General features: G+C 71.6%; 24 protein-coding genes. 11 read left to right on the top strand and 13 right to left on the bottom strand.

The features are described 5' to 3' along the window. Window positions 1-326 precede the first annotated feature (326 nt). From ACFVTC_RS35765 to ACFVTC_RS35755, 3 genes are all read right to left on the bottom strand, one after another. Window positions 327-872, bottom strand: a complete 546-nt coding sequence (locus ACFVTC_RS35765; RefSeq protein ID WP_390132841.1) for a catalase-related domain-containing protein — start codon at window positions 870-872, stop codon at window positions 327-329. A gap of 186 nt (window positions 873-1058) precedes the next feature. Beyond that, window positions 1059-1949: a 2-hydroxy-3-oxopropionate reductase gene (locus ACFVTC_RS35760; protein WP_390132839.1), complete on the bottom strand. Its 891-nt coding sequence runs from the start codon at window positions 1947-1949 to the stop codon at window positions 1059-1061. 51 nt (window positions 1950-2000) lie between these two features. Beyond that, on the bottom strand, window positions 2001-2858 hold the full coding sequence (locus ACFVTC_RS35755) for a TIM barrel protein (protein WP_390132837.1): 858 nt from the start codon (window positions 2856-2858) through the stop codon (window positions 2001-2003). Window positions 2859-3039: 181 nt separating this feature from the next. Between ACFVTC_RS35755 and ACFVTC_RS35750 the strand changes: the two genes are divergently transcribed. The 7 genes from ACFVTC_RS35750 (at window position 3040) to ACFVTC_RS35720 (ending at window position 9041) form a co-directional block, all read left to right on the top strand. Further along, window positions 3040-3291 (top strand): hypothetical protein, encoded by a 252-nt coding sequence (locus tag ACFVTC_RS35750; protein ID WP_168530799.1) that lies wholly within the window; start codon window positions 3040-3042, stop codon window positions 3289-3291. Further along, window positions 3288-3656, top strand: coding sequence for a helix-turn-helix domain-containing protein (locus ACFVTC_RS35745; RefSeq protein ID WP_390132835.1), 369 nt, complete (start codon window positions 3288-3290; stop codon window positions 3654-3656). The genes ACFVTC_RS35750 and ACFVTC_RS35745 overlap by 4 nt, the downstream gene beginning before the upstream one ends. A gap of 252 nt (window positions 3657-3908) precedes the next feature. Continuing rightward, window positions 3909-4424, top strand: a complete 516-nt coding sequence (gene uraD / locus ACFVTC_RS35740; RefSeq protein WP_390132833.1) for a 2-oxo-4-hydroxy-4-carboxy-5-ureidoimidazoline decarboxylase — start codon at window positions 3909-3911, stop codon at window positions 4422-4424. Then, window positions 4421-4894 carry a hydroxyisourate hydrolase gene (gene uraH / locus ACFVTC_RS35735; protein WP_390132831.1) on the top strand — a complete coding sequence of 158 codons (474 nt, stop codon included), beginning with the start codon at window positions 4421-4423 and terminating at the stop codon, window positions 4892-4894. The genes uraD and uraH overlap by 4 nt, the downstream gene beginning before the upstream one ends. A 7-nt stretch (window positions 4895-4901) precedes the next feature. Beyond that, entirely contained in the window at window positions 4902-5849 is a 948-nt protein-coding gene (pucL, locus tag ACFVTC_RS35730) for a factor-independent urate hydroxylase (RefSeq protein WP_390132829.1), read from the top strand. A 127-nt stretch (window positions 5850-5976) separates the two neighbouring features. Then, window positions 5977-7356: an 8-oxoguanine deaminase gene (locus ACFVTC_RS35725; RefSeq protein ID WP_390132827.1), complete on the top strand. Its 1380-nt coding sequence runs from the start codon at window positions 5977-5979 to the stop codon at window positions 7354-7356. 353 nt (window positions 7357-7709) lie between these two features. After that, window positions 7710-9041 carry a nucleobase:cation symporter-2 family protein gene (locus tag ACFVTC_RS35720; RefSeq protein ID WP_390132983.1) on the top strand — a complete coding sequence of 444 codons (1332 nt, stop codon included), beginning with the start codon at window positions 7710-7712 and terminating at the stop codon, window positions 9039-9041. Between the two features lie 97 nt (window positions 9042-9138). On the opposite strand, the gene ACFVTC_RS35715 is transcribed toward ACFVTC_RS35720, so the two are convergent. Together ACFVTC_RS35715 and ACFVTC_RS35710 are read right to left on the bottom strand one after the other, a co-directional pair. Next, on the bottom strand, window positions 9139-9957 hold the full coding sequence (locus tag ACFVTC_RS35715; RefSeq protein WP_390132824.1) for a chitosanase: 819 nt from the start codon (window positions 9955-9957) through the stop codon (window positions 9139-9141). 156 nt (window positions 9958-10113) lie between these two features. Continuing rightward, window positions 10114-11505 carry an MFS transporter gene (locus tag ACFVTC_RS35710; RefSeq protein ID WP_390132981.1) on the bottom strand — a complete coding sequence of 464 codons (1392 nt, stop codon included), beginning with the start codon at window positions 11503-11505 and terminating at the stop codon, window positions 10114-10116. Window positions 11506-11744: 239 nt separating this feature from the next. Here ACFVTC_RS35710 and ACFVTC_RS35705 point away from each other — a divergent pair, with 239 nt between their 5' ends. Then, on the top strand, window positions 11745-12146 hold the full coding sequence (locus tag ACFVTC_RS35705; RefSeq protein ID WP_168530806.1) for a helix-turn-helix domain-containing protein: 402 nt from the start codon (window positions 11745-11747) through the stop codon (window positions 12144-12146). 10 nt (window positions 12147-12156) lie between these two features. Here the strand turns inward: ACFVTC_RS35705 and ACFVTC_RS35700 are convergent, their stop codons facing one another. The 4 genes from ACFVTC_RS35700 to ACFVTC_RS35685 form a co-directional block, all read right to left on the bottom strand. Beyond that, the gene (locus ACFVTC_RS35700; RefSeq protein WP_390132822.1) at window positions 12157-12810 is read right to left on the bottom strand and encodes a hypothetical protein; all 654 of its coding nucleotides are present in this window, start codon (window positions 12808-12810) and stop codon (window positions 12157-12159) included. Between the two features lie 47 nt (window positions 12811-12857). Further along, window positions 12858-13457, bottom strand: a complete 600-nt coding sequence (locus tag ACFVTC_RS35695) for a histidine phosphatase family protein (protein WP_390132820.1) — start codon at window positions 13455-13457, stop codon at window positions 12858-12860. A 95-nt stretch (window positions 13458-13552) separates the two neighbouring features. After that, window positions 13553-13753: a DUF397 domain-containing protein gene (locus ACFVTC_RS35690; RefSeq protein WP_390132818.1), complete on the bottom strand. Its 201-nt coding sequence runs from the start codon at window positions 13751-13753 to the stop codon at window positions 13553-13555. Continuing rightward, complete coding sequence (locus ACFVTC_RS35685) at window positions 13750-14595, bottom strand: helix-turn-helix domain-containing protein (RefSeq protein ID WP_390132816.1); 846 nt, start codon at window positions 14593-14595, stop codon at window positions 13750-13752. Before ACFVTC_RS35685 ends, ACFVTC_RS35690 begins: the two co-directional genes overlap by 4 nt. A 116-nt stretch (window positions 14596-14711) precedes the next feature. On the opposite strand from ACFVTC_RS35685, the gene ACFVTC_RS35680 reads away from it, so the two are divergent. Then, entirely contained in the window at window positions 14712-15146 is a 435-nt protein-coding gene (locus ACFVTC_RS35680; protein ID WP_390132814.1) for an ATP-binding protein, read from the top strand. A gap of 22 nt (window positions 15147-15168) precedes the next feature. Here ACFVTC_RS35680 and ACFVTC_RS35675 read toward each other — a convergent pair whose 3' ends face one another. Then, entirely contained in the window at window positions 15169-16377 is a 1209-nt protein-coding gene (locus ACFVTC_RS35675) for a pyridoxal phosphate-dependent aminotransferase (protein ID WP_390132812.1), read from the bottom strand. Between the two features lie 86 nt (window positions 16378-16463). Between ACFVTC_RS35675 and ACFVTC_RS35670 the strand changes: the two genes are divergently transcribed. After that, on the top strand, window positions 16464-17096 hold the full coding sequence (locus tag ACFVTC_RS35670) for a winged helix-turn-helix transcriptional regulator (protein WP_390132810.1): 633 nt from the start codon (window positions 16464-16466) through the stop codon (window positions 17094-17096). 210 nt (window positions 17097-17306) lie between these two features. Here the strand turns inward: ACFVTC_RS35670 and ACFVTC_RS35665 are convergent, their stop codons facing one another. Genes ACFVTC_RS35665 through ACFVTC_RS35655 form a run of 3 tightly spaced genes read right to left on the bottom strand, consistent with a single transcriptional unit; the run spans window position 17307 to window position 20922 of the window. Beyond that, complete coding sequence (locus ACFVTC_RS35665; RefSeq protein ID WP_390132808.1) at window positions 17307-18125, bottom strand: hypothetical protein; 819 nt, start codon at window positions 18123-18125, stop codon at window positions 17307-17309. After that, the gene (locus ACFVTC_RS35660) at window positions 18125-19390 is read right to left on the bottom strand and encodes a VWA domain-containing protein (protein WP_390132806.1); all 1266 of its coding nucleotides are present in this window, start codon (window positions 19388-19390) and stop codon (window positions 18125-18127) included. Before ACFVTC_RS35660 ends, ACFVTC_RS35665 begins: the two co-directional genes overlap by 1 nt. 44 nt (window positions 19391-19434) lie before the next feature. After that, window positions 19435-20922, bottom strand: a complete 1488-nt coding sequence (locus ACFVTC_RS35655) for an IucA/IucC family protein (protein ID WP_390132804.1) — start codon at window positions 20920-20922, stop codon at window positions 19435-19437. 99 nt (window positions 20923-21021) lie between these two features. Here ACFVTC_RS35655 and ACFVTC_RS35650 point away from each other — a divergent pair, with 99 nt between their 5' ends. Then, entirely contained in the window at window positions 21022-22557 is a 1536-nt protein-coding gene (locus ACFVTC_RS35650; protein ID WP_390132802.1) for an IucA/IucC family protein, read from the top strand. Window positions 22558-22656: the final 99 nt, after the last annotated feature.

Genomic DNA, 22656 nt, shown 5'->3' with positions numbered 1-22656 from the left:
TGTCCGGCGTTCCCGGCCCGATGACGTACGAGGTGGTGTCCGTCCGACGGCGCGAGGCTGGGCGTGACAGCGCGGTCGCGCCGCCGGACGGGGCTGGGGTCCCACCGTGACCCGGGGGCCGTGGGACGGGCCGCACCGGGAAGGTGGGATGGGGACCGCGGCGGATGCGACGGGACCGGGGCTTCCTTCCCTCAGGTCGAGAAGGGGCTCCGGAACCTTGACCACCGCACTGGCTCGCAAGCCGCCGCGGTCCCGGTCCTGCCCGGACAGCGCTGGAGCACCCCTCATCCGGGTCCAACACCGCCTCGGGCGGCCTGAGGAGAGGCTCAGTCCTCGCGCAGGGCGCGGACCGCCTCCGCCACGCGGTCGCCGTACGACGGGTCGGCAGCGTGGAAGTGGGCGAGGTTCTTCTCGACGACGTCGTCACGGGAGACCTGCGCGACGCAGCCGGCGATGTTCGCCACGAGCCGGGACCGCTCGTCCCGCGACATCAGGCGGTAGAGCTCACCCGCCATGAAGAAGTGGTCGTCCTCGGTGTGGAGCGGGGCCTCGTGCGTGTCCGTGCGGCCGTGCACGGCGAGCGGGGCCGACAACGGGCGGCCGGTCCCGGCCGGGCCGCCGTAGGAGTCGGGTTCGTGGTTCTTCGCCGCACGGCCCTGGTCGTCGGAGGCCGTCAGACCGTCGCGGCCGTGGTTCCGGGCGGCCGTCGCCCTCGGGGCCCCCACCGGGATGCGCTCGCGGTTGAACCGGGCGAGCTTCTCCGGGAGATGCTGGTCCTGGGGGAGCGGCGGGCCGTCGACGCCTGCGGTGGCGGAGTTCTGGTTGTCGGCGACCGGGGCGCCGGACTCGGTCGCCGGCACGCGCTTGGACATAGTGGACCTTCCGTACGAGAGGGCAGCGGGGCGGGCTGAAACCTTCTTCCGCCATGTGGACCGTCCGCTTCGTGGAGCCCGGAGTTGGGGTCCATGGACGTCAACAGTCTGGTGGAGTCGATTCCGGACGGTGCCACCGCCTGGGCGCGACAGGACAGGTGTCGGCGGCGGCACCGCCCGGAAGTCTCAGAGCCGCGCGCCGGAGAGGCGCTCGACGCCCCGCAGCAGGGCGGAGTGGTCCAGGCCGCCGTCGCCCTGCGCGCGCAGCGAGGCCACCAGTTGGGCGACCACGGTGCCGACCGGCAGTGCGGCCCCCACGGTGCGGGCGGCGTCCGTGACGATGCCCATGTCCTTGTGGTGCAGGTCGATACGGAAGCCCGGCTTGAAGTCGCGGCCGAGGAAGTTGTCCTTCTTTCGGGTCAGTACGGTCGAGCCGGCCAGGCCGCCGTTCAGGACGTCGAGCGCCGCCCTCAGGTCCACGCCGGACTTCTCCAGGAACACCACGGCCTCGGCGCACGCCTGGATGTTCACGGCGACGATCAGCTGGTTGGCGGCCTTCACGGTCTGGCCCGAGCCGTGCGGACCGCACAGCACGATGGTCCGTCCGAGCGCCTCGAAGATCGGTTCGGCCGCGTCGAAGTCGGTCTGCTCCCCGCCGACCATGATGGACAGCACGGCCTCGACGGCGCCGGCCTCACCGCCCGAGACCGGGGCGTCGAGGACCCGTACGCCCTTGGCCGCCGCGGCCTTCGCGAGGTCCACGGAGGTCCGCGGCGTGATCGACGACATGTCGACGAGCAGCGCTCCGGACCGCACGTTCTCGAGGATGCCGTCGGGCCCGTACGCGATGGCCTCGACCTGCGGGGATGCGGGCACCATTGTGATCACCACGTCGGCGTCGCGCACGGCCTCGGCGATGGATCCTGCCGCGGTGCCGCCGGCCGCGGCCAGCCGTTCCAGCTTGTCCTGCTCCAGGGTGAACCCGGTGACGTCGTACCCGGCCTTGATCAGGTTCTCCGACATGGGGGAACCCATGATGCCGAGCCCGATCCACGCGACCTTCGGGAGTTTGCTCATGAGGGTGCCTCTCCGCCTGCTCTGACAGGCTCTACGTCGGTGGGATGCCGCTCAGCGGGCGGCTCGGGCCTCGGCGGGCAGCCAGTCGAAGGCCTCGGCGCTCGGGCGGTCGCCCGGCTTGTACTCCAGGCCGACCCAGCCCGTGTAACCGGCCTTGCGCAGTTGCCCGAGCAGGTCGTCCAGCGGGAGCGTGCCGGTGCCCGGCGCACCGCGGCCCGGGTTGTCGGCGATCTGCACATGGCCGGTCTTCTCGGCGTACGCGGAGATCGCCCGCGGCAGGTCCTCGCCGTTCATGGACAGGTGGTAGAGGTCCATGAGGAACCTGGCGTTGCCGAGGCCGGCCGCCTCGTTGACCCGGTCGACGACGGCGACGCCGGCCGTGGCGCTCACCAGCGGATAGTCCGGTGACTCTGGCCGGTTGAGCGTCTCGATCAGCAGGATCGCGCCGATCCGGTCGGCCGCCCGCGCAGCGAGGACCAGGTTCTCCAGGGCGAGCGCGTCCTGTTCGGCCGGGTCCACGCCCTCGACGCGGTTGCCGTACAGGGCGTTGAGCGCCCCGCAGTCCAGCGACCGCGCGAAGTCCGCCGCCACGTCGATGTTGGCGCGGAACCTCTCCGACTCCACGCCGGGGATCGACAGTGCGCCCCGGTCGGGACCGGGCAGCCGCCCGGCATAGAGGTTGAGGCCCGTCAGCCGGACGCCCGCGTCCTCGACGGCCCGCTTCAGGGCGTCGAGTCGGGCGGGTGCGGGGGTGGGGGAGTCGACCCACGGCCACCACAGTTCGACCGCGGTGAAGCCGGCCGCCGCGGCGGCCGCGGGGCGCTCCAGGAGCGGGAGTTCCGTGAAGAGGATCGACAGGTTGACGTTGAAGCGCTGCTCCGCGGCCGTGCTCGATGCGGAACCGGTCATGGACTCGGCGCCCCCTTCCGTTTCGACAGGTCCGGCCGGTGTTCGTCCCGGCCGCTCAAATCCCGCTCGCACTTCCACATTGCGGAAGTTCATTTCTGCTTAATGGAAGATTGCCGTCGGGTCGCTGGGCTTGTCAAGAGGGGGCTGCCGGAAAATCGACGCCGAGCAGTAGGTTGAGCGGGTGCGATTGAGAGTGGAGTTCACGACCGAGCCCTTCGACCTCGACGAGGCACCCCCGCACGCGCTGGTCGCCCGCGAGGTCATCGAGGCGGCCGCGCTGGACGCCGTGGACGTCGGCCCGTTCGGCAACACCGCGGAGGGTGGCGCCGATGCCGTGCTCGACGCGGTCGACGCACTGCTGCGCAAGGCTCTGGCCGCGGGCGCCACGCGGGTCTCGCTGCAGGTGAACGTGGTCGGGGAGGGCGATAAGTGACCGGTACCGGGGACGATCCCTTCGTCGCGGCGGTCAAGCCGCTGGTCGACGCCATGGGCGGCGAGATGCTGGCGCCGGGCGAGGCCGGACCGGACGACGTCGTGCTCTCCTGGGAGGGCTCGGACGTGGTGGCCGTACGCCTGCCGCAGCTCGCCGACTCGCTCGATCACATCCTGGCCGCCCTGGAGCGCAAGCACGGCAGGCCCCTGGCCGACCTCGACCGCAAGGCCAAGCAGGAGGTCGTACGGGTGCTGGAGGCGCGCGGGGCCTTCTCCGTGCGGCACGGCGTGGAGACCGTGGCGAGCGCGCTCGGGGTGAGCCGCTTCACCGTCTACAACTACCTGAACCGCGAGAAGCAGGTCTGAGGGGAATCCGCGGGGCCCGGAGGTGGCGGACGGATTCCTGAGGGGCGGGCGCCGCCGCGGCGAAGACGCGCAGGTCAGGGGTCCGGCAAGCCCTCCCCTTCCGGCCGATGGGCCCATCGTGGGGCCGCCGCCGTCCGGATCACCCGGACGGCGGTTTTTGTTACCCGGATTTTTCAACAAAGTGTTGACGTGATGTTTTCGAGGGCGTTAGCTGTCCGCAGCCCGTCCAGCACAAGGCCACGGAGGCATCCCGTGACGTCGAGTACGACACCCGGCGCTCTCGCCCGGTTCAACGCCCTGGAGGAGCGGGCGGCCCACGCCGCACTCCTCGAGGTGTGCGCCTCGGCGGCCTGGGTGCGCGGACTGCTCGCCGGGCGCCCCTACGCCACCCCCGACGCCCTGTTCACCGCGAGTGAGGCCGCCATGGCCGAACTGACCGCGGCGGACCTGGCGGAGGCGATGGCCGGGCACCCGCCGATCGGGCGGCCGGAACCCGGCGACCCGACCTCCTCCCGGGAGCAGCGCGGCATGGCCGGCGCCTCCGAGAAGCTCAGGGCGGAGATGCTCGAACTGAACCTGGCCTACCAGGAGAAGTTCGGCCATGTCTTCCTCATCTGTGCCACCGGCCGGACCGGCGAGCAGATGCGGGACGCGGCCGAGGAACGCCTCGGCAACGCTCCCGAGCGGGAGTACGAGATCGTCCGCGTCGAACTGACGGCGATCAACCGCATCCGCCTCGGCCGACTCCTGGAGGAAGAAGAGGCATGAGCACCGACCCCATGAGCACCGACTCCACGAGCACCGACTCCACGAGCACCGACTCCACGAGCACCGACACCAAGGGCACCGACACCACCGCTTCCGTGTCCACGCACATCCTGGACACCAGCGTCGGCCGCCCCGCCGCGGACGTCGCCGTGCGGCTGGCGGCCCGTGCCGGCCGCGACGCCGACTGGCGCCCGCTCGGCGGCTCCGCGACCGACACGGACGGGCGGTGCAAGGACCTGCCGGCGCTGCCGGAGGGGACGACCCACGTACGGCTCGACTTCGAGGTCGAGGCGTACTTCGAGAAGAAGCAAGCCGATGCGCAGCAGGACGCCCCCGCGAACCGGGACAGCGGTACGAGCGGAGTGTTCTTCCCCGAGGTGGCGATCACCTTCGCCGTGACGCCGGGCGAGCACTACCACGTACCGCTGCTGCTCAACCCGTTCGGCTACTCCGTTTACCGAGGGAGCTAGCAGACAGATGACGGACAACTCCCGACCCGCGCGCCCTGTGGTCCTGGGACAGAACCAGTACGGCAAGGCCGAGAACCGGGTCGTCAGGATCACGCGCGACGGCGACACCCATCACATCAAGGACCTCAACGTCTCCGTGGCGCTGAGCGGCGCCATGGAAGAGGTCCACTACTCCGGCTCGAACGCCAACGTCCTGCCGACGGACACCACGAAGAACACGGTGTACGCCTTCGCCAAGGAGCACGGCATCGAGTCCGCCGAGCAGTTCGGCATCCACCTCGCCCGGCACTTCGTGACCAGCCAGGAGCCGATCAGGACGGCGCGCATCCGGATCGAGGAGTACGCCTGGGAGCGCATCGGGACCTCGGACGCCGACTCCGGGTTCATCGGCGCCGACGAGGTCAAGCACTCCTTCGTGCGCAAGGGCCAGGAGACCCGGGTCACCCAGATCACCTTCGACGGTGCGACCTGGGAGGTCGTCTCGGGACTGAAGGACCTCGTCGTGATGAACTCGACGAACTCCGAGTTCTGGGGCTTCGTCAAGGACGAGTACACGACGCTGCCCGAGGCGCACGACCGCATCCTGGCGACCGAGGTCTCCGGCCGCTGGCGCTTCAACTGGAGCGGCGACGAGCAGAAGATGCCCGACTGGGAGAAGTCCTACGACCAGGTCAGGAAGCACATGCTCCGGGCCTTCGCGGAGACGTACTCGCTCTCGCTGCAGCAGACCCTGTACCAGATGGGCGCGCGCATCATCGACAACCGGAGCGAGATCGACGAGGTCCGCTTCTCCCTTCCGAACAAGCATCATTTCCTGGTGGACCTGAAGCCGTTCGGGCTGGAGAACGACAACGAGGTCTACTACGCGGCCGACCGCCCCTACGGGCTGATCGAGGCCACCGTCCTGCGTGACGGGTGCGAGCCGCGCATCCCGGTGGACCTCACCAACCTCTGAGCCCCGCCGGTGCCCCCGGCCGGCCGGGGGCACCCCTCTCCATCGGCACCCGTGGCGTCAACCGCCGCGGCACTCAAACCTCCTGGGGTCCTGCCGTCCCCTCTCCGCAGAGCGAAAAGGACGCATCGTGGCAGCAGTCCAGCGCATCGTCATCGAGAACTGTTCGATCGCGACCGTCGACGCCGACGACACCGAGTACGCCACCGGGCACGTCGTCGTCGCCGGAAACCGCATCGAGTCACTCGGCGCGGGCAGTGCCCCCGAGGGGCTGGAGAACGTGGTCCGCCGCATCGACGGCACCGGCCACCTGGCCACACCCGGCCTGGTCAACACCCATCACCACTTCTACCAGTGGATCACCCGCGGGCTCGCCACCGACCACAACCTGTTCGACTGGCTCGTCGCGCTGTACCCGACCTGGGCGCGCATCGACGAGCAGATGGTGTACGCCGCCGCGCAGGGTTCCCTCGCGATGATGGCCCGTGGTGGTGTCACCACGGCCATGGACCACCACTACGTCTTCCCGAAGGGCTCCGGAGACCTGTCCGGCGCCATCATCCGGGCCGCCCGCGAGACGGGTGTCCGCTTCATCCTGGCCCGCGGTTCCATGGACCGCAGCGAGAAGGACGGCGGCCTGCCGCCGGACTTCGCCGTCGAGACCCTCGAAGGCGCCCTCGCCGCCACCGAGGCGACCGTCGACGAGCACCACGACGACTCCTTCGGCGCCATGACGCAGATCGCAGTCGCGCCCTGCTCGCCGTTCTCCGTCTCCACCGAACTCCTCACCCAGGGCGCCGAGTTGGCCCGGCGCAAGGGTGTACGGCTGCACACGCACGGTTCGGAGACCGTCGAGGAGGAGCAGTTCTGCAAGGAACTGTTCGGGATGGGCCCGACCGACTACTTCGAGTCCACCGGCTGGCTCGGCGAGGACGTGTGGATGGCCCACTGCGTCCACATGAACGACTCCGACATCGCCGCCTTCGCCCGTACGAGAACGGGTGTCGCCCACTGTCCCTCCTCCAACGCCCGTCTGGCGGCCGGGATCGCGCGCGTCCCCGACATGCTCGCGGCCGGCGTCCCGGTCGGCCTCGGCGTCGACGGCACCGCCTCCAACGAGTCCGGCGAACTCCACACCGAGCTGCGCAACGCGCTCCTCGTCAACCGCCTCGGCGCCCACCGGGAAGCCGCCCTCAGCGCCCGACAGGCGCTGCGCCTCGGCACCTTCGGCGGCGCCCAGGTCCTCGGCAGGGCGGCGGAGATCGGCTCCCTCGAGCCCGGCAAGCTCGCCGACCTCGTGCTGTGGAGGCTCGACACGCTGGCGCACGCCTCGATCCCCGACCCGGTGACCGCGCTGGTCCTCGGCGCGGCGGCGCCGGTCACCCTCTCCCTCGTCAACGGCCTCCCGGTCGTCGAGAACAGCCGGCTGCTGCACGTCGACGAGGACGCCGTCGCCCGCTCCACGCGGGCGGAGGCGCAGCGCCTCGCGCGGATCACCGCGCGGGACTGAGCAGTCCGAAGATCTCCGGCCGGGGGGGACGGCCCTCGGCCGGAGGCCATGGACCCGAGCCGGGTCCATGGCGGCCGTCCCCGGTGGGCGCGCATGGACGTGCGCGCCCACCGGGACGGTCCCCGTCACCCGGACGCCCCGCCTCCTGACGGTCCCCGCCGTCCGGACGGGCTTCCTCGTGACGGCCATCGTCCCGGTCCCGCACGATCGCGCATCACCTCCCTGACACCCGCGTCACAGCCGACGCGTAACCGACCGGAGGAGCCGCCGTGGCCGCCCCATCGAAGCCCAGCAAGGCGATACCGCACAACGAGTCGAAGCACCCGGTCGACGAGAAACTCCCGCCGCTGAGAATGGCCGCCAGCGGTCTCCAGCACGTCGCCGCCATGTACGCGGGAGTCGTCGCCCCACCTCTGATCGTCGGCGCCGCCGCGGGGCTCTCCGGCAGCGAACTGACCTTCCTCACCGCCGCGTGTCTCTTCACCGCGGGCCTCGCCACCTTCCTCCAGACGCTCGGCTTCTGGAAGATCGGCGCCCGGCTGCCGTTCGTCAACGGGGTCACCTTCGCCGGCGTCGCCCCCATGACCGCGATCGTCGCCTCCACCAAGGACGAGAACGACGCGCTGCCGGTCATCTTCGGCGCGGTCGTCGTCGCGGGCGTCCTCGGCTTCGTCGCCGCCCCCTTCTTCAGCAAGGCGGTCCGCTTCTTCCCGCCCGCCGTCACCGGGTCCGTCATCACCCTCATCGGCGTCTCCCTGCTGCCGGTCGCCTTCGGCTGGGCGCAGGGCCCCGACCCGACGGCCCACGACTACGGTTCGCCGACCTTCCTGGGCCTCGCCGGTACGACGCTCGTGATCGTGCTGCTGCTACGGCGCTTCACCCACGGGTTCGTCAAGCAGATCGCCGTGCTGCTCGGCCTGGTCGCCGGCACACTCGTCGCGATCCCCCTCGGCAGCACGGACTTCACCCCGGTCGCCGACGCGGACGCGGTGGGCTTCCCGGCCCCGTTCCACTTCGGCGCACCGCAGTTCCAGCTCGCCGCGATCCTCTCGATGTGCGTGGTCATGGTGGTCTCGATGACCGAATCGACCGCGGACATGCTGGCGTTGGGCGAGATCGTCGAGCGGCCCGCCGACGAGCGGACCATCGCGGCGGGTCTGCGGGCCGACGCGCTCGGCTCCGCGCTCAGCCCGCTCTTCAACGGCTTCATGTGCAGCGCCTTCGCCCAGAACATCGGGCTCGTCGCGATGACCCGCATCCGCAGCCGGTACGTGGTCGCCACGGGCGGCGGCTTCCTGGTCCTGATGGGCCTGTGCCCGATGGCGGCCTCACTGATCGCGGTCGTACCGCGCCCGGTGCTCGGCGGCGCGGGTGTGGTCCTCTTCGGTTCGGTCGCCGCCAGCGGTATCCAGACCCTCGTAAGGGCCGGCCTGGACAAGGACGACAACGTCCTGATCGTCGCCGTGTCGCTGGCCGTCGGCATCATCCCGATCACCGCGCCGGACTTCTACCACGCCTTCCCGCAGACCGCGCGGATCGTCCTGGACTCGGGGATCTCGACGGGGTGCGTGACCGCCGTGCTCCTCAACCTCGTCTTCGACCACGGGGGCCGGCGGCGCGACGCGGGCGAGGTCACCCACCCCATGGAAGCCGGCGAGGACCTGAAGACCGTCCCGGCCCACTGACCCCGCGGACGTCACCACCGGCACGGAGACGCCCCGACGACGCGCGCGGGGCGCGGCATCACGAGTGCCGCGCCCCGCGCCGTCGGACCTGGGACCGTCAGCCGATGTGGTAACTGTCCCCGTACACCTTCCAGTCCAGCGGTGTGTTCAGATTGAGGTTCCGGTTCTTGACGAACACCCGCTGCTCGGTGTCGACCCGGCTGGTGTCGGAGTGCGCCTCCTCCTGCTTCATCGCCCAGACCCGGGCGTCGAGGAAGGCGTTCAGATACGTCACCTCGTCGCCGCCCTGGGCCGGCGTCTTGGCCTTGGCCAGCGCCCGCTTGCGGATGCTGCTGAAGCTGGTGCTGTCCGTGCCGTCGCCGTGCATGACGATGGCGTCGTAGTAGGTGAACTGGCCGAGCACACCGATGCCGTCGGCCTTGCCCCGCTGGACGGCCGGGTTGAAGTAGACCCGGTCGCGCTCGTCGTTCTGGGCCTGCTGGAACGCCGTGTCCTGGGCGGCCTTGCGCCAGTCGGCGGGGAAGCCGGGGTCCAGGCCCTGGTGCGAGTCGCTGCCGTCCACGTCGCGCAGCGCGGGCAGGTACTTGGCGAGGACGTTGCCGGGCTTGCGCTGGGTGTACAGCTCGACGAGGTCGAGCATGTCACCGGTGCCCGAACAGAAGCCGATGATCCCGGCGGTGTAGCCGCGGCCGTCGCCGATGTCCTCGATGTACTTGTACTGCGCCTTCCAGTCCAGCGAGGAGTTCTCCGCGCTGGAGACCAGCTTCATGGCGATCTCCTTCTTCGCCGGGTCGTCCAGGCCGACGGCCGCGGCACCGCTCGCGGACTGCGCCGCGAGGACCGGACCTGCCACGAGGGAGGCTCCTATCAGAGCGAGCAGGGTGCGTCGTGAGGTGTGGACGTGGGGGGTGTGCACGGTACCTCCGAGAGGGGAGTGAGGCGTCCATTTACTGTTAGGAAGGTTTCCTACCAGAGATTGGGCGCGGCGGATACCCGTCAGGAGAAGGCGAGTTGGCGATGCTTACCGGCCAACAGGCCCTAAAGGCAGGCAGTTTGGGCATTCAGTCGACGGTCATGAGGGGGTGTGCGCGTCGTGGACGGGCCGGGCGTCCGTCGAGGGCGTGGCGGAGGCGGCTCCCGGACGCAGGACGGCGGCCGTCAGCAGCAGGGCCGCCGCCGCGATCCCGGTGGCCACCGCGAACGCCAGCCGGTAGCCGTCCGCCGTCGCCGTGACGAACGGAGCGCCGGCGCCGATCAGGCGCTCCGTGCGGCTCGCCGCCAGCGTCGTGAGGACCGCGAGGCCCAGTGAACCCCCCACCACCTGCGTGGTGTTGAACAGTCCGGAGGCCAGTCCGGCGTCCTCCTCGCGGACGCCCGTCATGGTGAGTCCCGTCACCGCGGGCATCGCGGCCGCGAACCCGGCGGCGAGCAGCAGCATCGCGGGCAGCACGTCGGCGGCGTACGTGCCATGGACCGGGGCCCGGCTGAGCAGAGCCATCCCCGTCGTGACGAGGGCGAGCCCGAGAAGCAGGACCCGGTACGGGCCGAAGCGGGCGATCGTCCGCGCCGACAGGCCCAGCATCAGCGCCCCGATCGTGACCGGTGCCGGCAGGAACGCCGTCCCGGTCAGCAACGCGTCGTAGCCCAGGACGCGCTGGAGGTAGAGGGCACCGATGTACTGGAAGCCGTACATGCCGGCGATCATCAGGATCTGGACCGTGTTCGCGCCCGACAGCGGACGGGAGCGGAACAGCCGCAGGCGCAGCAGTGGACGTACGGCTCGTGTCTGGCGCACGAGGAACCCGGCGTAGAGCGCGACGGCGAGCCCGGCCAGGGTGAGTGTGGTGCCCGGACTCCGGCCGCCGGTGCCGACGATCGTGTACACCGTCAGCATCAGTGCGGCCGTGACCAGCGCCGCCCCGGCCCAGTCGGCCCCCCTGCCCAGCCCGACTCCCTTCTCCGGCGCGAGGATCCGCACCGCGGCGACCCAGGCGGCCACCCCGATCGGCAGGTTGACCAGGAAGATCCAGTGCCAGTCGGCGGCCTGCGTCAGCGCTCCGCCGAGAAACGTCCCGAGCGCACCGCCCGCGGCGCCGACCGCGCTGAACACCGCGATGGCGCGGGCCTGTTCACGCGGTCCGGGGGAGAGCGCGACGAGCATGCCGAGGACCACCGCCGAGGTCATCGCCCCGCCCACGCCCTGCAGGGCGCGGGCAGCGACCAGCGTGCCCGGACCGGTGGCGACCCCGCACAGCACGGACGCCGCCGTGAACACCGCGAGCCCGGTGGTGAACATCCGCCTGCGGCCCACCAGATCGCCCAGCCGTCCCGCCAGCAGCAGCAGGCCGCCGAACGGGATCAGATACGCGTTCACCACCCAGGCGAGACCGGGCCCCGAGAACCCCAGGTCGCTCTGGATCGCGGGCATCGCGACCGTGACGACGTTCCCGTCCAGGACGGTCATCAGGGTGCCGGCGCACAGGACGATCAGCGACGCCCGGCGGGAGTACGTCCGCGGCGCCGGTGCCGGTGCGCGTGTCGGTGTCGGGGGCGGGTTCCGGGACGGCATGGCGACGACCTCCGTGTCATCCACGGACTTCGCTGTTCCGCGAAGTCCGTGGGTGCGGGACACTCCATAGGTGCACGACTTGTAACGGGGTACATCGTGAGTGCCCATGGGGTACGGCATAAGGAGGTACTCGGATGTCCCGGGGGAACACCGGTGTTACCGCGCAGGCCGTGCACGCGGAGGCGTGCCCGGTCCGGGAAGTTCTTGACAGGGTCGCCGGAAAATGGAGCGTGCAGATCCTCGTGGCCGCCGCGCACGGTCCGATCCGCTTCACCGAGCTGGAGCGCAGCATCGACGGCATCAGCCGCCGCATGCTCACCCTGACACTGCGCAATCTGGAACGCGACGGACTCGTCACGCGTACCGTCCACCCGACGGTTCCACCCAAGGTCGAGTACGAACTGACGACGGTGGCACGTGAGTTGCATGTGACCCTGCTGTCCCTGACGGACTGGGCCGAACGGCACCGCGTCACGATCGCCGAGTCCCGCGCGGCCTACGACGACCGGCACCGGCCGGAGCCGCTGGACGCGTAGACCGCCTCGCTCAGACGCGCCGGGGAGACGCCAGCACGTACCGCACGCCGGTACGCGGCTCCGTGTACTCGCCGGTCTGCCAGCCCGCCTTCTCCAGCGTGGCCGCGCAGGCCCGCAGCGCCTCGGGACCGGGTTCGTGGACGGCGACGGCCTCCGGCTGCGGTGTCGCCCGTACGCGGTAGCCGCCGGCCGCGGTGTCCGCGCCCGCCGGGCGGTGCCCGGCGGCCTCCAGGGCGAGCGCTGCGGCCTGCACCAGATGCGCACGCTCCCACCCGCACGGGCGGTCCACGGCGCCGTCCGAATGGGTCATCCGGCGCAGCTCCAGGAGCCCCTCCCAGGCGCTGCGCACCTCACGGGCACGGGCGGGTCCGCTCGCCGAGGCGTCCTCGCCACCGATCCGCGCGGCGAACACCCCCGTGTCGGCGGCCGGGGGAGCGGGCGTCACCGGGACGGCCTCGGGGGTTTCCGCGAGCGCTTCGGAGGTCTCCCGGACGCGATGTCCGGCGGGCGTCAGGAAGTGGTCGTGCGGTGCACGCGGATGCCGGAAGGCGAGGCCGCGCGTCACCAGCGCCGCGAGCTGCGCCCCGGTGCCCTTCAGCCGGCCGGTCACGGGGTCGGCGGCGTCGATCACATGCCGCTGTGCGGCAGTGGGCGGTCGTGTCATGGCGCACCCCTTCCCCCGGACCCGCCCGGTGCCGGTCCCTTCGAAGACTACGAGGTGGGTCTGACATTCCAGCCGGCCACCACATGCCGGCGGTGCTCGGTGCTCAGCCGGCTCACGGTCCCGGTGGCGAGCTGGAACAGCGCGCCGTCCTCCGCGGGCAGCCCCAGGCGCCGCGCCGTCAGCACCCGCAGGAAGTGCCCGTGGGAGAAGACGGCGACGCTGCCCTGCACCTCGGCGAGAGCCGCGTCGATCTTGGCCAGCATCCGTTCCGCGCGCGCTCCGACCTGCCCGGGGCTCTCCCCGGGACGCTCCGGCGGTCCGGGCGCGACACCGTCGTCGAAGAGGAACCAGTCGGGCCGGGCCCGGTGGATCTCCACGGTCGTCACGCCCTCGTACCCGCCGTAGTCCCACTCGCACAGGTCCGCGTCGACCCGCGCCCCTTCCACCCCGGCCAGCCGCGCAGTCTCCCGCGCCCGCTGCATCGGGCTGACGAACGCCGCGGAGATGTGGAACGAGGCGATCAGCGGGGCCAGCCGCCGCGCCTGCTCGCGGCCGTTCTCGGTCAACGGGATGTCGGTCGATCCGGTGTGCCGCCCGGACAAGGACCACTCGGTCTCGCCGTGCCGCACGAGAAGGAGGTCGCCCATGGTTGTGGTTCCTCTGCTCGCCGAAGGTTCACGCGACCCCAGGCTACGAGCCCGGACCTCCGACTCCACGGACGCGCACGGGTGGGGCGTGGCCGTCAGGAGGGGGAGGAGGAGATAGCGAAGGTGACGAAGGCGGTCCAGTGGTCGGGGGTGAAGCCGAGGTGGGGGCCTTGGGCGTTCTTCGAGTCCCGTATGTGGATCGTGCGGGGCGTGACGGCGATTTCGACGCACTCAGGGCCGTCGTTCGTGCTGTAGCTGCTCTTGTACCACTTCAGCTCGGAACTACCGGTGGTCATGTCTCTCCCAGCGCTTTCTCGATGAAGGCCAGCGAATCACGCGGCGTGAGGGCCTGGGCCCGGATGATCCCATACCGGATCTCGAGGACCTGAGTCTCCTTGGGATTGGAGATCAGCCGACTCGTGAGCTGGACCTCGTTGTGTCCCACCGTGTCGCCTTCCCGGAGCTTCAGCAGATGGAGCGACCCCGCGAGTCCCGCGTGGTCCTCGCGGTCCGTGGGCATGACCTGGATCTCGACGTTGCGTCGTCGGCCGATGTCCAAGAGGTGTTCGAGCTGTCTGCGCATCACCATTCTGCCTCCGAGCGGACGGCGCAGTGTCACCTCCTCCTGGACGAAACTGAAGATGGGGGGCGGCTGTTGGGCGAAGACCTCCTGGCGTGCCAGTCGCGCGGCGACCAGCCGTTCCGTCTCGTCCTCCGTGAACAGCGGGCGACGCATGCCGTACAGGGCTCGCGCGTACTCCTCGGTCTGCAGCAAACCGTGGACCACCGTGTTGCCGTACGCGCAGATCTCGACGGCCTCACCCTCCAGCTTCGCCAGATCCCGTACCTTCTTCGGGTACCGGGCCTCCTCCACGTCCTTCGCCAGCCCGGCGATCATTCCGGCCGCCCCGAGTGCCTGGTCCGCCGCTTCGAGGAACTGCCTTCTGGGCGCACGTCGTCCGCGCTCCACGGACGACACCTGTTCCTCGCTGTATCCGATCGCGGTGCCCAGTTCGGACTGCTTGAGCGCCGCCCGTTCGCGCCACATCTTGATGACCTTGCCCACCGTGCGCAGCACGGCCGCCGAGTCGTCGTCGTTGCCGTCGGCCGGCCGCGGCTCGTTGGCCGTGACGTCCATGTCCCCCCACCTCCACGCGGCGCGGGCCGGACAGCGCCGGACCGCGACCGGACAGTGATCCCGCGTACCGCCGATGTCGCTGTTCAGCGTAGTGACGATCGACCACGCTGAGTGACATGAACGTGGATATTGCCGCTGCCACCCGCGACCTCACCCTCCAGCTGTCGGCGACCCGCAGAGGCGCCCGGCTGGCCCGCCTCCTCACGTCCGACCAACTGCACCGGTGGGGCTGGCCCTACGGCTGCGAGGGGAACCGCACCGCCGCGCTGCTGGTGGCGGAGCTGGCGTCGAACGCGGCGCTGCACGGCCGGGAGAGGGGGCGGGACTTCCGGCTCGCCCTCACCGCCCGCGCCGACGCGACGCTCCGTATCGAGGTGACGGACCCCCGCCCGGACCGCCGTCCGCCCGAGCCGGGTTCCCTCCGACAGGCCCCGCCCGAGGCCGAGTCGGGCCGGGGGCTCCTCCTGGTCGAGGCGCTGGCGGCACACTGGGGGACGACGTGCGGTGACCCGTACACCAAGACGGTGTGGTGCGAGGTCGGCCTGGGGTGAACGCGGCGCCGGGCGTCCGCCGCTACTGCCGGTACCCGCTCAGGAATCTCCCGATCCGGCTGATCGCCGCGTCGAGGTCGTCGGCGTGCGGGAGGGTGAGGATGCGGAAGTGGTCGGGACGGGGCCAGTTGAAGCCGGTGCCCTGGACGACCTGGATCTTCTCGCGGAGCAGCAGGTCCAGGACGAACCGCTCGTCGTCGTGGATCCGGTGCACCTCGGGGTCGATGCGCGGGAAGGCGTACAGGGCGCCCTTCGGTTTGACGCAGGAGACGCCCGGGATCTCGTTGAGCTTCTCCCAGGCCCGGTCGCGCTGCTCGCGCAGCCGGCCGCCCGGCGCGGTCAGTTCGTGGATGGACTGGCGGCCGCCGAGCGCGGCCTGGATGGCGTACTGGGCGGGCGCGTTGGCGCACAGCCGCATGGAGGCGAGCATCGTCAGGCCCTCCAGGTAGTTGCGGGCGTGCTGCTTGGGGCCCGTCACCACCAGCCAGCCCGAGCGGAAGCCCGCCACCCGGTACGTCTTCGACAGACCGCAGAAGGTCAGGACCACCAGGTCGGGGGCGAGCGCGGCGGCCGAGTGGTGGACCGCGTCGTCGTAGAGGATCTGGTCGTAGATCTCGTCCGAGAAGACCATCAGGCCGTGCCGGCGGGCGAGGTCGAGGATGCCCTCGACGACCTCCTTCGGATAGACGGCGCCGGTGGGGTTGTTCGGGTTGATGATGACGACGGCCCGGGTCCGGTCGGTGATCTTCGACGCCATGTCGGCCAGGTCCGGGTACCAGTCCGACTGCTCGTCGCAGAGGTAGTGCACCGCCTTGCCGCCGGCGAGTGTGGTGACGGCCGTCCAGAGCGGGAAGTCCGGTGCGGGGATGAGGACTTCGTCGCCGTCCTCGACCAGGGCCTGGACGGCCATCGAGACGAGTTCGGAGACGCCGTTGCCGAGGAACACGTCGTCCACGTCCACCTCCAGGCCACGGTCCTGGTACCGCTGGGCGACGGCTCTGCGGGCCGAGAGGACGCCGCGCGAATCGGTGTACCCGTGCGCCTGGGGCAGCATCCGGATCATGTCCTGGAGGATCTCCTCCGGAGCCTCGAAACCGAAGAGCGCGGGGTTGCCGGTGTTGAGGCGCAGCACGCTGTGGCCGGCCGCCTCCAGTGCGTCGGCGTGCTCGATCACCGGGCCGCGGATCTCGTAACAGACCTCGCTGAGTTTGCTGGACTGCCGGAACTCCATGAGCTGCGTCCTCCGGTTTCGTGGTGTTGCTTGGTTTTACCAAGTAGGCGCTTGGAAAGTCCAACAACGTGTCTAGACTGCGTCGCATGTCACCTCGCCGAAGCTACGACCAGTACTGTTCCGCGGCCCGCGCGCTCGACGCCGTCGGTGACCGCTGGACCCTCCTGATCGTCCGCGAGCTGCTCGGCGGCCCGCGCCGTTACACCGATCTGCACGCGGATCTGCCCGGCGTGAGCACGGACGTTCTCGCCTCCCGGCTCAGGGACATGGAACGAGACGGGCTGACCACCCGGCGCAGGCTGCCGCCGCCCGGCGCCGCGTACGTCTACGAACTCACGGACCGGGGCGGCGAGTTGCTCCCGGTCCTGCAGGCGCTCGGCGCATGGGGCGCGCCCGCTCTCGGCGAGCGCGGGGCCACCGACGCCGTACGGGCGCACTGGTTCGCGCTGCCGCTGCTGCGGGGCCTGGCGGGGGAAGGTGAGGGGCTGGTCGAAGTCCGGCTGGACGAGGGCGAGTTCCATGTACGGCTGGGTGTCCAGGACGGGCCGGTCTACGGGGACGGGCCCGCCCCGCAGGAGCCGGACGTCCGGCTGTCGCTGGACACCGCGACCTGTACGGCGGTGAGCCGTGGGGCCTCGACCGTGCTGGAGGCGGTGCGGGAGGGCCGTATCGAGGTCACCGGGGAGAGCACCCTCGCCAAGGTGCTGCGCGGGGAGTGACACCCGCGCGCCATCGGCCGGACGGGGGACGGGGCGGAGGGGGGACGGGCCGGACGGGGGACGGGCCGGACAGGAGGGCGGGTCGGACGGGGACGGGGCGCGCCGTGCCGTGGGGGAGCACGGCGGGCCCTCGTCGTCGTACGGGCGTCCACGCCCTTCGTGCGGGCGGCGTTCACGCCCTTGCACGGGCGTCCACGCCGTCGAGCGGTACTAGACGCCCGGGGGCACCCGGGAGGGGCGTCCCGATCCGCGGGTCAGCGCGTAGCCGCCGATGCCCGCGAGCGCCGCGAGGATGCCGCCGATCCCGGTCCACACCCAGCGGTCGGACCACCAGCCGGAAGTCCAGCCGTCGTCGGGCTCGATCGACGACAGCGCGGTCTTCGACGTTCGCGAACCTGAGTCGTCGGACTCCTTGGCGCTCGTCGCGATCCCCGGCACCAGCGGCTTGCCCAGCGAGCCGTCCACCGCGGCCGCGCCGCCGATGTCCTTGGAGTCGACCTTCACCTCCGCGCCGACCGGCAGACCCAGTTCGGACGCAGGCAGTCCGGTGGCCGTCAGCCGGATGTAGTACGTGCCCGGCAGCGGATCGTCGGCCCAGGTCTCCGACCAGGCACGCACCGTGCGCAGGGTGCAGGACAGCTCCACGGTGGCCGTGTCCTGCGCCGCCGTCCGCGTCTGCGCCCCGTACTGGCACGCCTGGCGCCGCCGCAGCCCGTCGTACACGTCGACCTGCCAGGTCTCGGACGCCCCGCGCGTCGAGGCCTCCGGCAGCTTCACCGTCGCCTTCACGGTGGGCCGTTGACCGGCGTCCGCGGGGAAGGACCAGTACAGGTAGTCGCCCGCGGACCCGCTGGCGGTGGCCCGCGAGCCCTGCCCGATCTCGGTCGCCGTACGGAACGACGTACCGGCCCGGGTGGGCGCGCTGTCGTCGCCCGAGGGGCTCGGGGAGGGCGAGGAGTCGGCGACGGCGGGTGCCGCCGCGACCCCGAGCAGCAGCAGAGCCGTACTCAACACACGTTCGAAACGCATCAGTTGGTCCTCCAGATCGCGATCCGCAGGCGGGAGAGCCAGCCCCACAGCACACCCGCGAGGAAGCCGATGACGACGAGGGCGCCGAGCAGCCACCAGCCGCGCCCGAGGCCGAAGGAGGCCACGTCGCTCGCCTGGTCCGGTCCGTCGACGACGTCGACCGTCAGCTCCAGCGGCATGCCGGGCGTGGTCTTCACGCCGCTCGCCGCCGAGAAGGAGTTGGACACCTGGAGGCACACGGTCTCGGCCGCGGCGTTCTCGTCGTCGCTCTCCGCCTTCGGATACCGCAGACCGGTCGAGATGACGTCGGTACGGCCGTTGCCCGCCGCCTCGCCCCGTACGATCTCCCGTCCGTGCACCGTGACGGCGCGCAGCAGCACCCCGTAGTCGGGATTGACCGTGCGGTCGGCCGCGACGCTCACCGAGGCGCGCAGCTCCTTGCCCGGCTCGACGTCCACCCGGTACCAGCGGTGCTGCGCGAACTCCTCACGGTCGGTGTAGAGCCCGGACTTCAGGGCCGGGGCCTCGGCGCAGGCGCCGGCGCCCTCGACGGCGACCGGCGTCGCCACCGGATCGGCCGCCCGGTCGACCAACTGGCCGACACGGTCCGTGAGTTCTTCCTTGTGCTGGACCGAGGTGTAGGTGCCCCCGGTCGCGTCCGCGATGCAGCTGAGCTGGTCGCGGGTCTTCGCGTCGGGCACCAGCCCGAGCGTGTCGATGGTGAGACCGACCCCCTTGGCGGCGATCTCCCGGGCCACCTCGCAGGGGTCGAGCGGCTGGCAGGTGTCCTCGCCGTCGCTGATGAGGACGATGCGCCGGGTGCCGTCGCCGCCGTCGAGGTCGGCGGCGGCCTTGAGCAGCGCGGGGCCGATCGGTGTCCAGCCGGTGGGGTTCAGGGTCGCGACGGCGGTCTTCGCCTCCGTGCGGTCCAGCGTTCCCACCGGATACAGCTGGGCGGTGTCCTTGCAGCCCGTCTTGCGGTCGTTGCCATGGTAGTTGGCGCCGAGGGTGCGTATGCCGAGCTGGACCTCCTCGGGTGTCGCGTCGAGCACCTCGTTGAACGCCTGCTTGGCGGCGGCCATCCGTGATCCGCCGTCGATGTCGCGCGCCCGCATCGAACCGCTGACGTCCAGCACGAGTTCGACCTTGGGGGCGGCCTGCGCCGCCGTTTCGTCGGCGACCGCTCCGGCAGGGAAGGCGATCCCGGCCGTCAGGGCGGCGAGCAGGGCGCAGACTCCCGCCGCCAGCCGTTGTCTTGTGATCATCGCCGGATCCTATTGATCAAAGGTGCCGGGCTTCAAAACGATCTTCAGGACGGGCGGCCGGTGAACGGGTTGGGAAGCCGCGCCCAGATGTCCCCGGGAGTCTCCGGGGACAGCCTCATCAGGGTCAACGCCTTGGTCGGCAGGGGCTCGTCGAGCAGCGCCGTGAGGTCGGGGGTGCGGGGCAGGTCGCCCACCACGCTCGCCAGGTCTTCGCGCAGCACGGCCGAGGAACCCGCCGTCGCGCCCAGCGCGCCGGCGACCAGCGAGCCGAACAGCTTGCGGCGCAGCGTCGTCTCGTCGTCCGTGACGATCCGTCCGGACATCGCGGGGGCCGCGATGCCGTGCCGGGCCAGCCGGAGGGGGCTGACGCGGATGTCCGCCAGGTCGCGGTAGACGAGCCGCAGCGGCTCCCCCGCGGCGGACAGCACGACCAGGAGGTTCTGTCCGTGCGCCTCCAGGGCCACCCCCAGGTCGAGCAGCCGCAGCCCGACGGTGAGCGCGAGACGGGCGAACCGCGCCGTCCAGCCCGGAGACCGGGGGAGCCCGGTGGCCGCCAGGGCCGCCACCGGGACGACGCGCTCGCCGGCGTCGGCGTACAGGTCCGGCGTCTCGCGCAGCACCGCCGCCAGAGCGGGGGAGTGGGCGGACACGGCACCGAGGGTGCGGGTCACGTGCAGCAGACCGTCCGTACGGGCCGCGATCTGTTCCGCGAACGCCGAGACCGTCGCCGACGTCTCGATCGAGTAGACCGAGATGTCCCGGACGGAGGACGTCAGCCGGGCGCTCAGGGCCGTTTTGACATGCGGGCCGTCCGGCAGCGCCAGGGTCCGCAGTGACATCAACGGATGTGCGGGGAAACCCTCTTGGTGACGCCGGTCGAGGACGTGAGCCGCCTGCCAGGGGTGTACCGGGATCAGTACACGGTCCTCGTCCCGCAGCCACTTGGGCCACTCGCCGCGCACCACACAGTCGTCCACGGCGACCAGCCCCAGCTCCACGACCGGCCGGTGCTCCGGGCCGTACGCGAGCTGCTCGGCCGCCGAGAACCCCGGACGGGAGCGGCAGTTCGGATGGTAGGGGTGCCCGTCGACCACCCGCTGCTCCCACTCCCAGCTCGCCGCGGGTTCCCGGCCGACCGGGACGGAATGTGCGCGGGAGAGGGCCAACGATGCCGCGCTGTGGCCGAGTTCGGCCGCGAAGGCGGGGGCGTGCGGGACGGCCAGAGCCGTCATCAGCCGGTCCGGACGGTCGTACGGCCGGTCGTCGAGCCGCAGCTCGGTGACGTACGCGGCGGAGGCGTACGGGTCCGCGTGCGGGCCGTGCAGCCGCCGCCCGTCCGTGAGGTGCAGGGTGAGACCCTCACGCCCCCGCTCGCGGCGCGCGACCCACGGCAGCGGCTCATGGGCCAGCGCCCGCCACAGCCGGGTCAGCACGGCGGCCCGAGCGCCGGGGAGGCCGTCCGCGTACGGCGCCGACAGGTCCGGACGCACGCTGCCCAGTTCGTCGGCGAGCACGGCTTCGGCCTCGGGCATGGGGGGACGGTGCACGGTCGGGCTCCTTGGATACGGGGGCTGCGTCGCGGTCGCCCGCGCCGACAGACATAATGATCACCAGTGCACCGTAGGGAACGAATGGATCGTGTGGACTCCATGCCGCCGAGACTGCCTCCGCCGGCCGGGAGCGACCGAGAAGGCGAAGACACCGCCGACGCGTACGCAGCGGCGCCGCTGCTCAATTGTCTGCTGCGGGAAGTGGCGGAACCCGCCGGGGACCCCGGTGCGTTCCGGCTCCGCGCCAGTGGCCGGCTGATGCGGGTGCGGGGCACACGACGGCCCCGCGCTCCCGAGGTGTACGCCGACGGCGGGTGGCAGCGGCTCGACCACACCGCGCTGGTCGAGCTCACGGCGGAGGAACTGCTGCTCCTCACCGGGCTGCCCAACTCCGAGCTGCCCGCGGAGATGACCGACAGCCGTGACACGGTGGCCGCGCTGCTCGCCGCCCGCTCGGTCGCGACGCCGCCAGCCGACCCGTACGTGCGCTCCGAGCAGTCCCTGATCACCGGGCATCCGTACCACCCGGCGCCCAAGGCGCGCGGTGGCGGCCCCGCCGCCGGCTGGCTGCCGTACGCGCCCGAGGCGTACGCGCGATTTCCGTTGGAGCTGCTCGGCGTGCGCGAGGACACGGTCGTCGAGGAGGGCGACACGACGCCGCTCGACGCCCTCGGGCAGGCGCCGGACGGCTACCGGCTGCTGCCGGCCCACCCCTGGCAGCTCGACCTGGTCGGCTCGCGCCCGTCGGTCCGGGACGCCTTCGCCGACGGCCGGCTGGTCCGCCTGGGGCGCACGGCGCGCCCGCTGTGGCCGACGGCCGCCATCCGCACGCTGTACGCCCCGGAGGACGACCTCTTCGTCAAGTTCAGCCTCGACGTGCGCATCACCAACGACATCCGCCGGCTGTGGCGGCACGACCTGCTGAAGCTGCGCCGCACGGACGCGGCGACCGCGGCGGCCTTCACCTCCATGGGCGCCCCCGCCGCCTGGCTGAGCGACCGCGGGTACCGCACCGCCGACTTCGCCTTCGAGGAGCTCGCCGTCCTCGTCCGCGACGGGCTGCGCGAGCATGTCGCCCCGGGCACCACACCCCTGCTCGCGGCCGCCCTGGTGGAGGGCTTCGCGGGCAGCCCACTCGACGGTCCCGGTGATCCGTCCGCCTGGTGGACGGCATATCTGCGCCACGTCGTACCGCCGGTGCTGGAGGCGTTCGCGCGGCACGGCGTCGTCCTGGAGGCGCACCTGCAGAACACCCTGGTGGCCGTGGACGCCGCCGGCACGCCCGTCCAGGCGCTGTTCCGGGACGCGGAGGGCGTGAAACTGCTGACGGACGTGGACCGGGCCGCCGGGTGGGAGCGGCTGGTCTACTGCCTGATCGTCAACAACGTGATCGAGCTGGCCGCCCTGCTCGCGGAGCGGCACCCGGGCTGGGACCCCTGGCCCGCCGTACGGACCGTACTGGCCGGTCACGGCCTGCCCGGGATCACGGACGCGGTCACGGACCTGCTCACCGCCCCCACCCTCCCCGGCAAGACGAACCTGCTGCTCCGCTGGACTGGCGCGGACGGCGCAGACGCCCGCTATCTGCCGCTGCCGAACCCGCTGGCCGGCGACTGACCCGGCCGGCCGCCGGCCCGCGCGGACCGGCCCGTCGTCCGTGCCGTCGCCACCACCACCGGCTGCCGCGGGGCACGGCGGGGCACGGCGGGACACGGA

The sequence above is a fragment of the Streptomyces sp. NPDC057950 genome (assembly GCF_042887295.1).
GTDB classification, from domain to species: domain Bacteria; phylum Actinomycetota; class Actinomycetes; order Streptomycetales; family Streptomycetaceae; genus Streptomyces; species Streptomyces kaempferi.
This window is presented reverse-complemented; position numbering and strand designations above follow the sequence as displayed.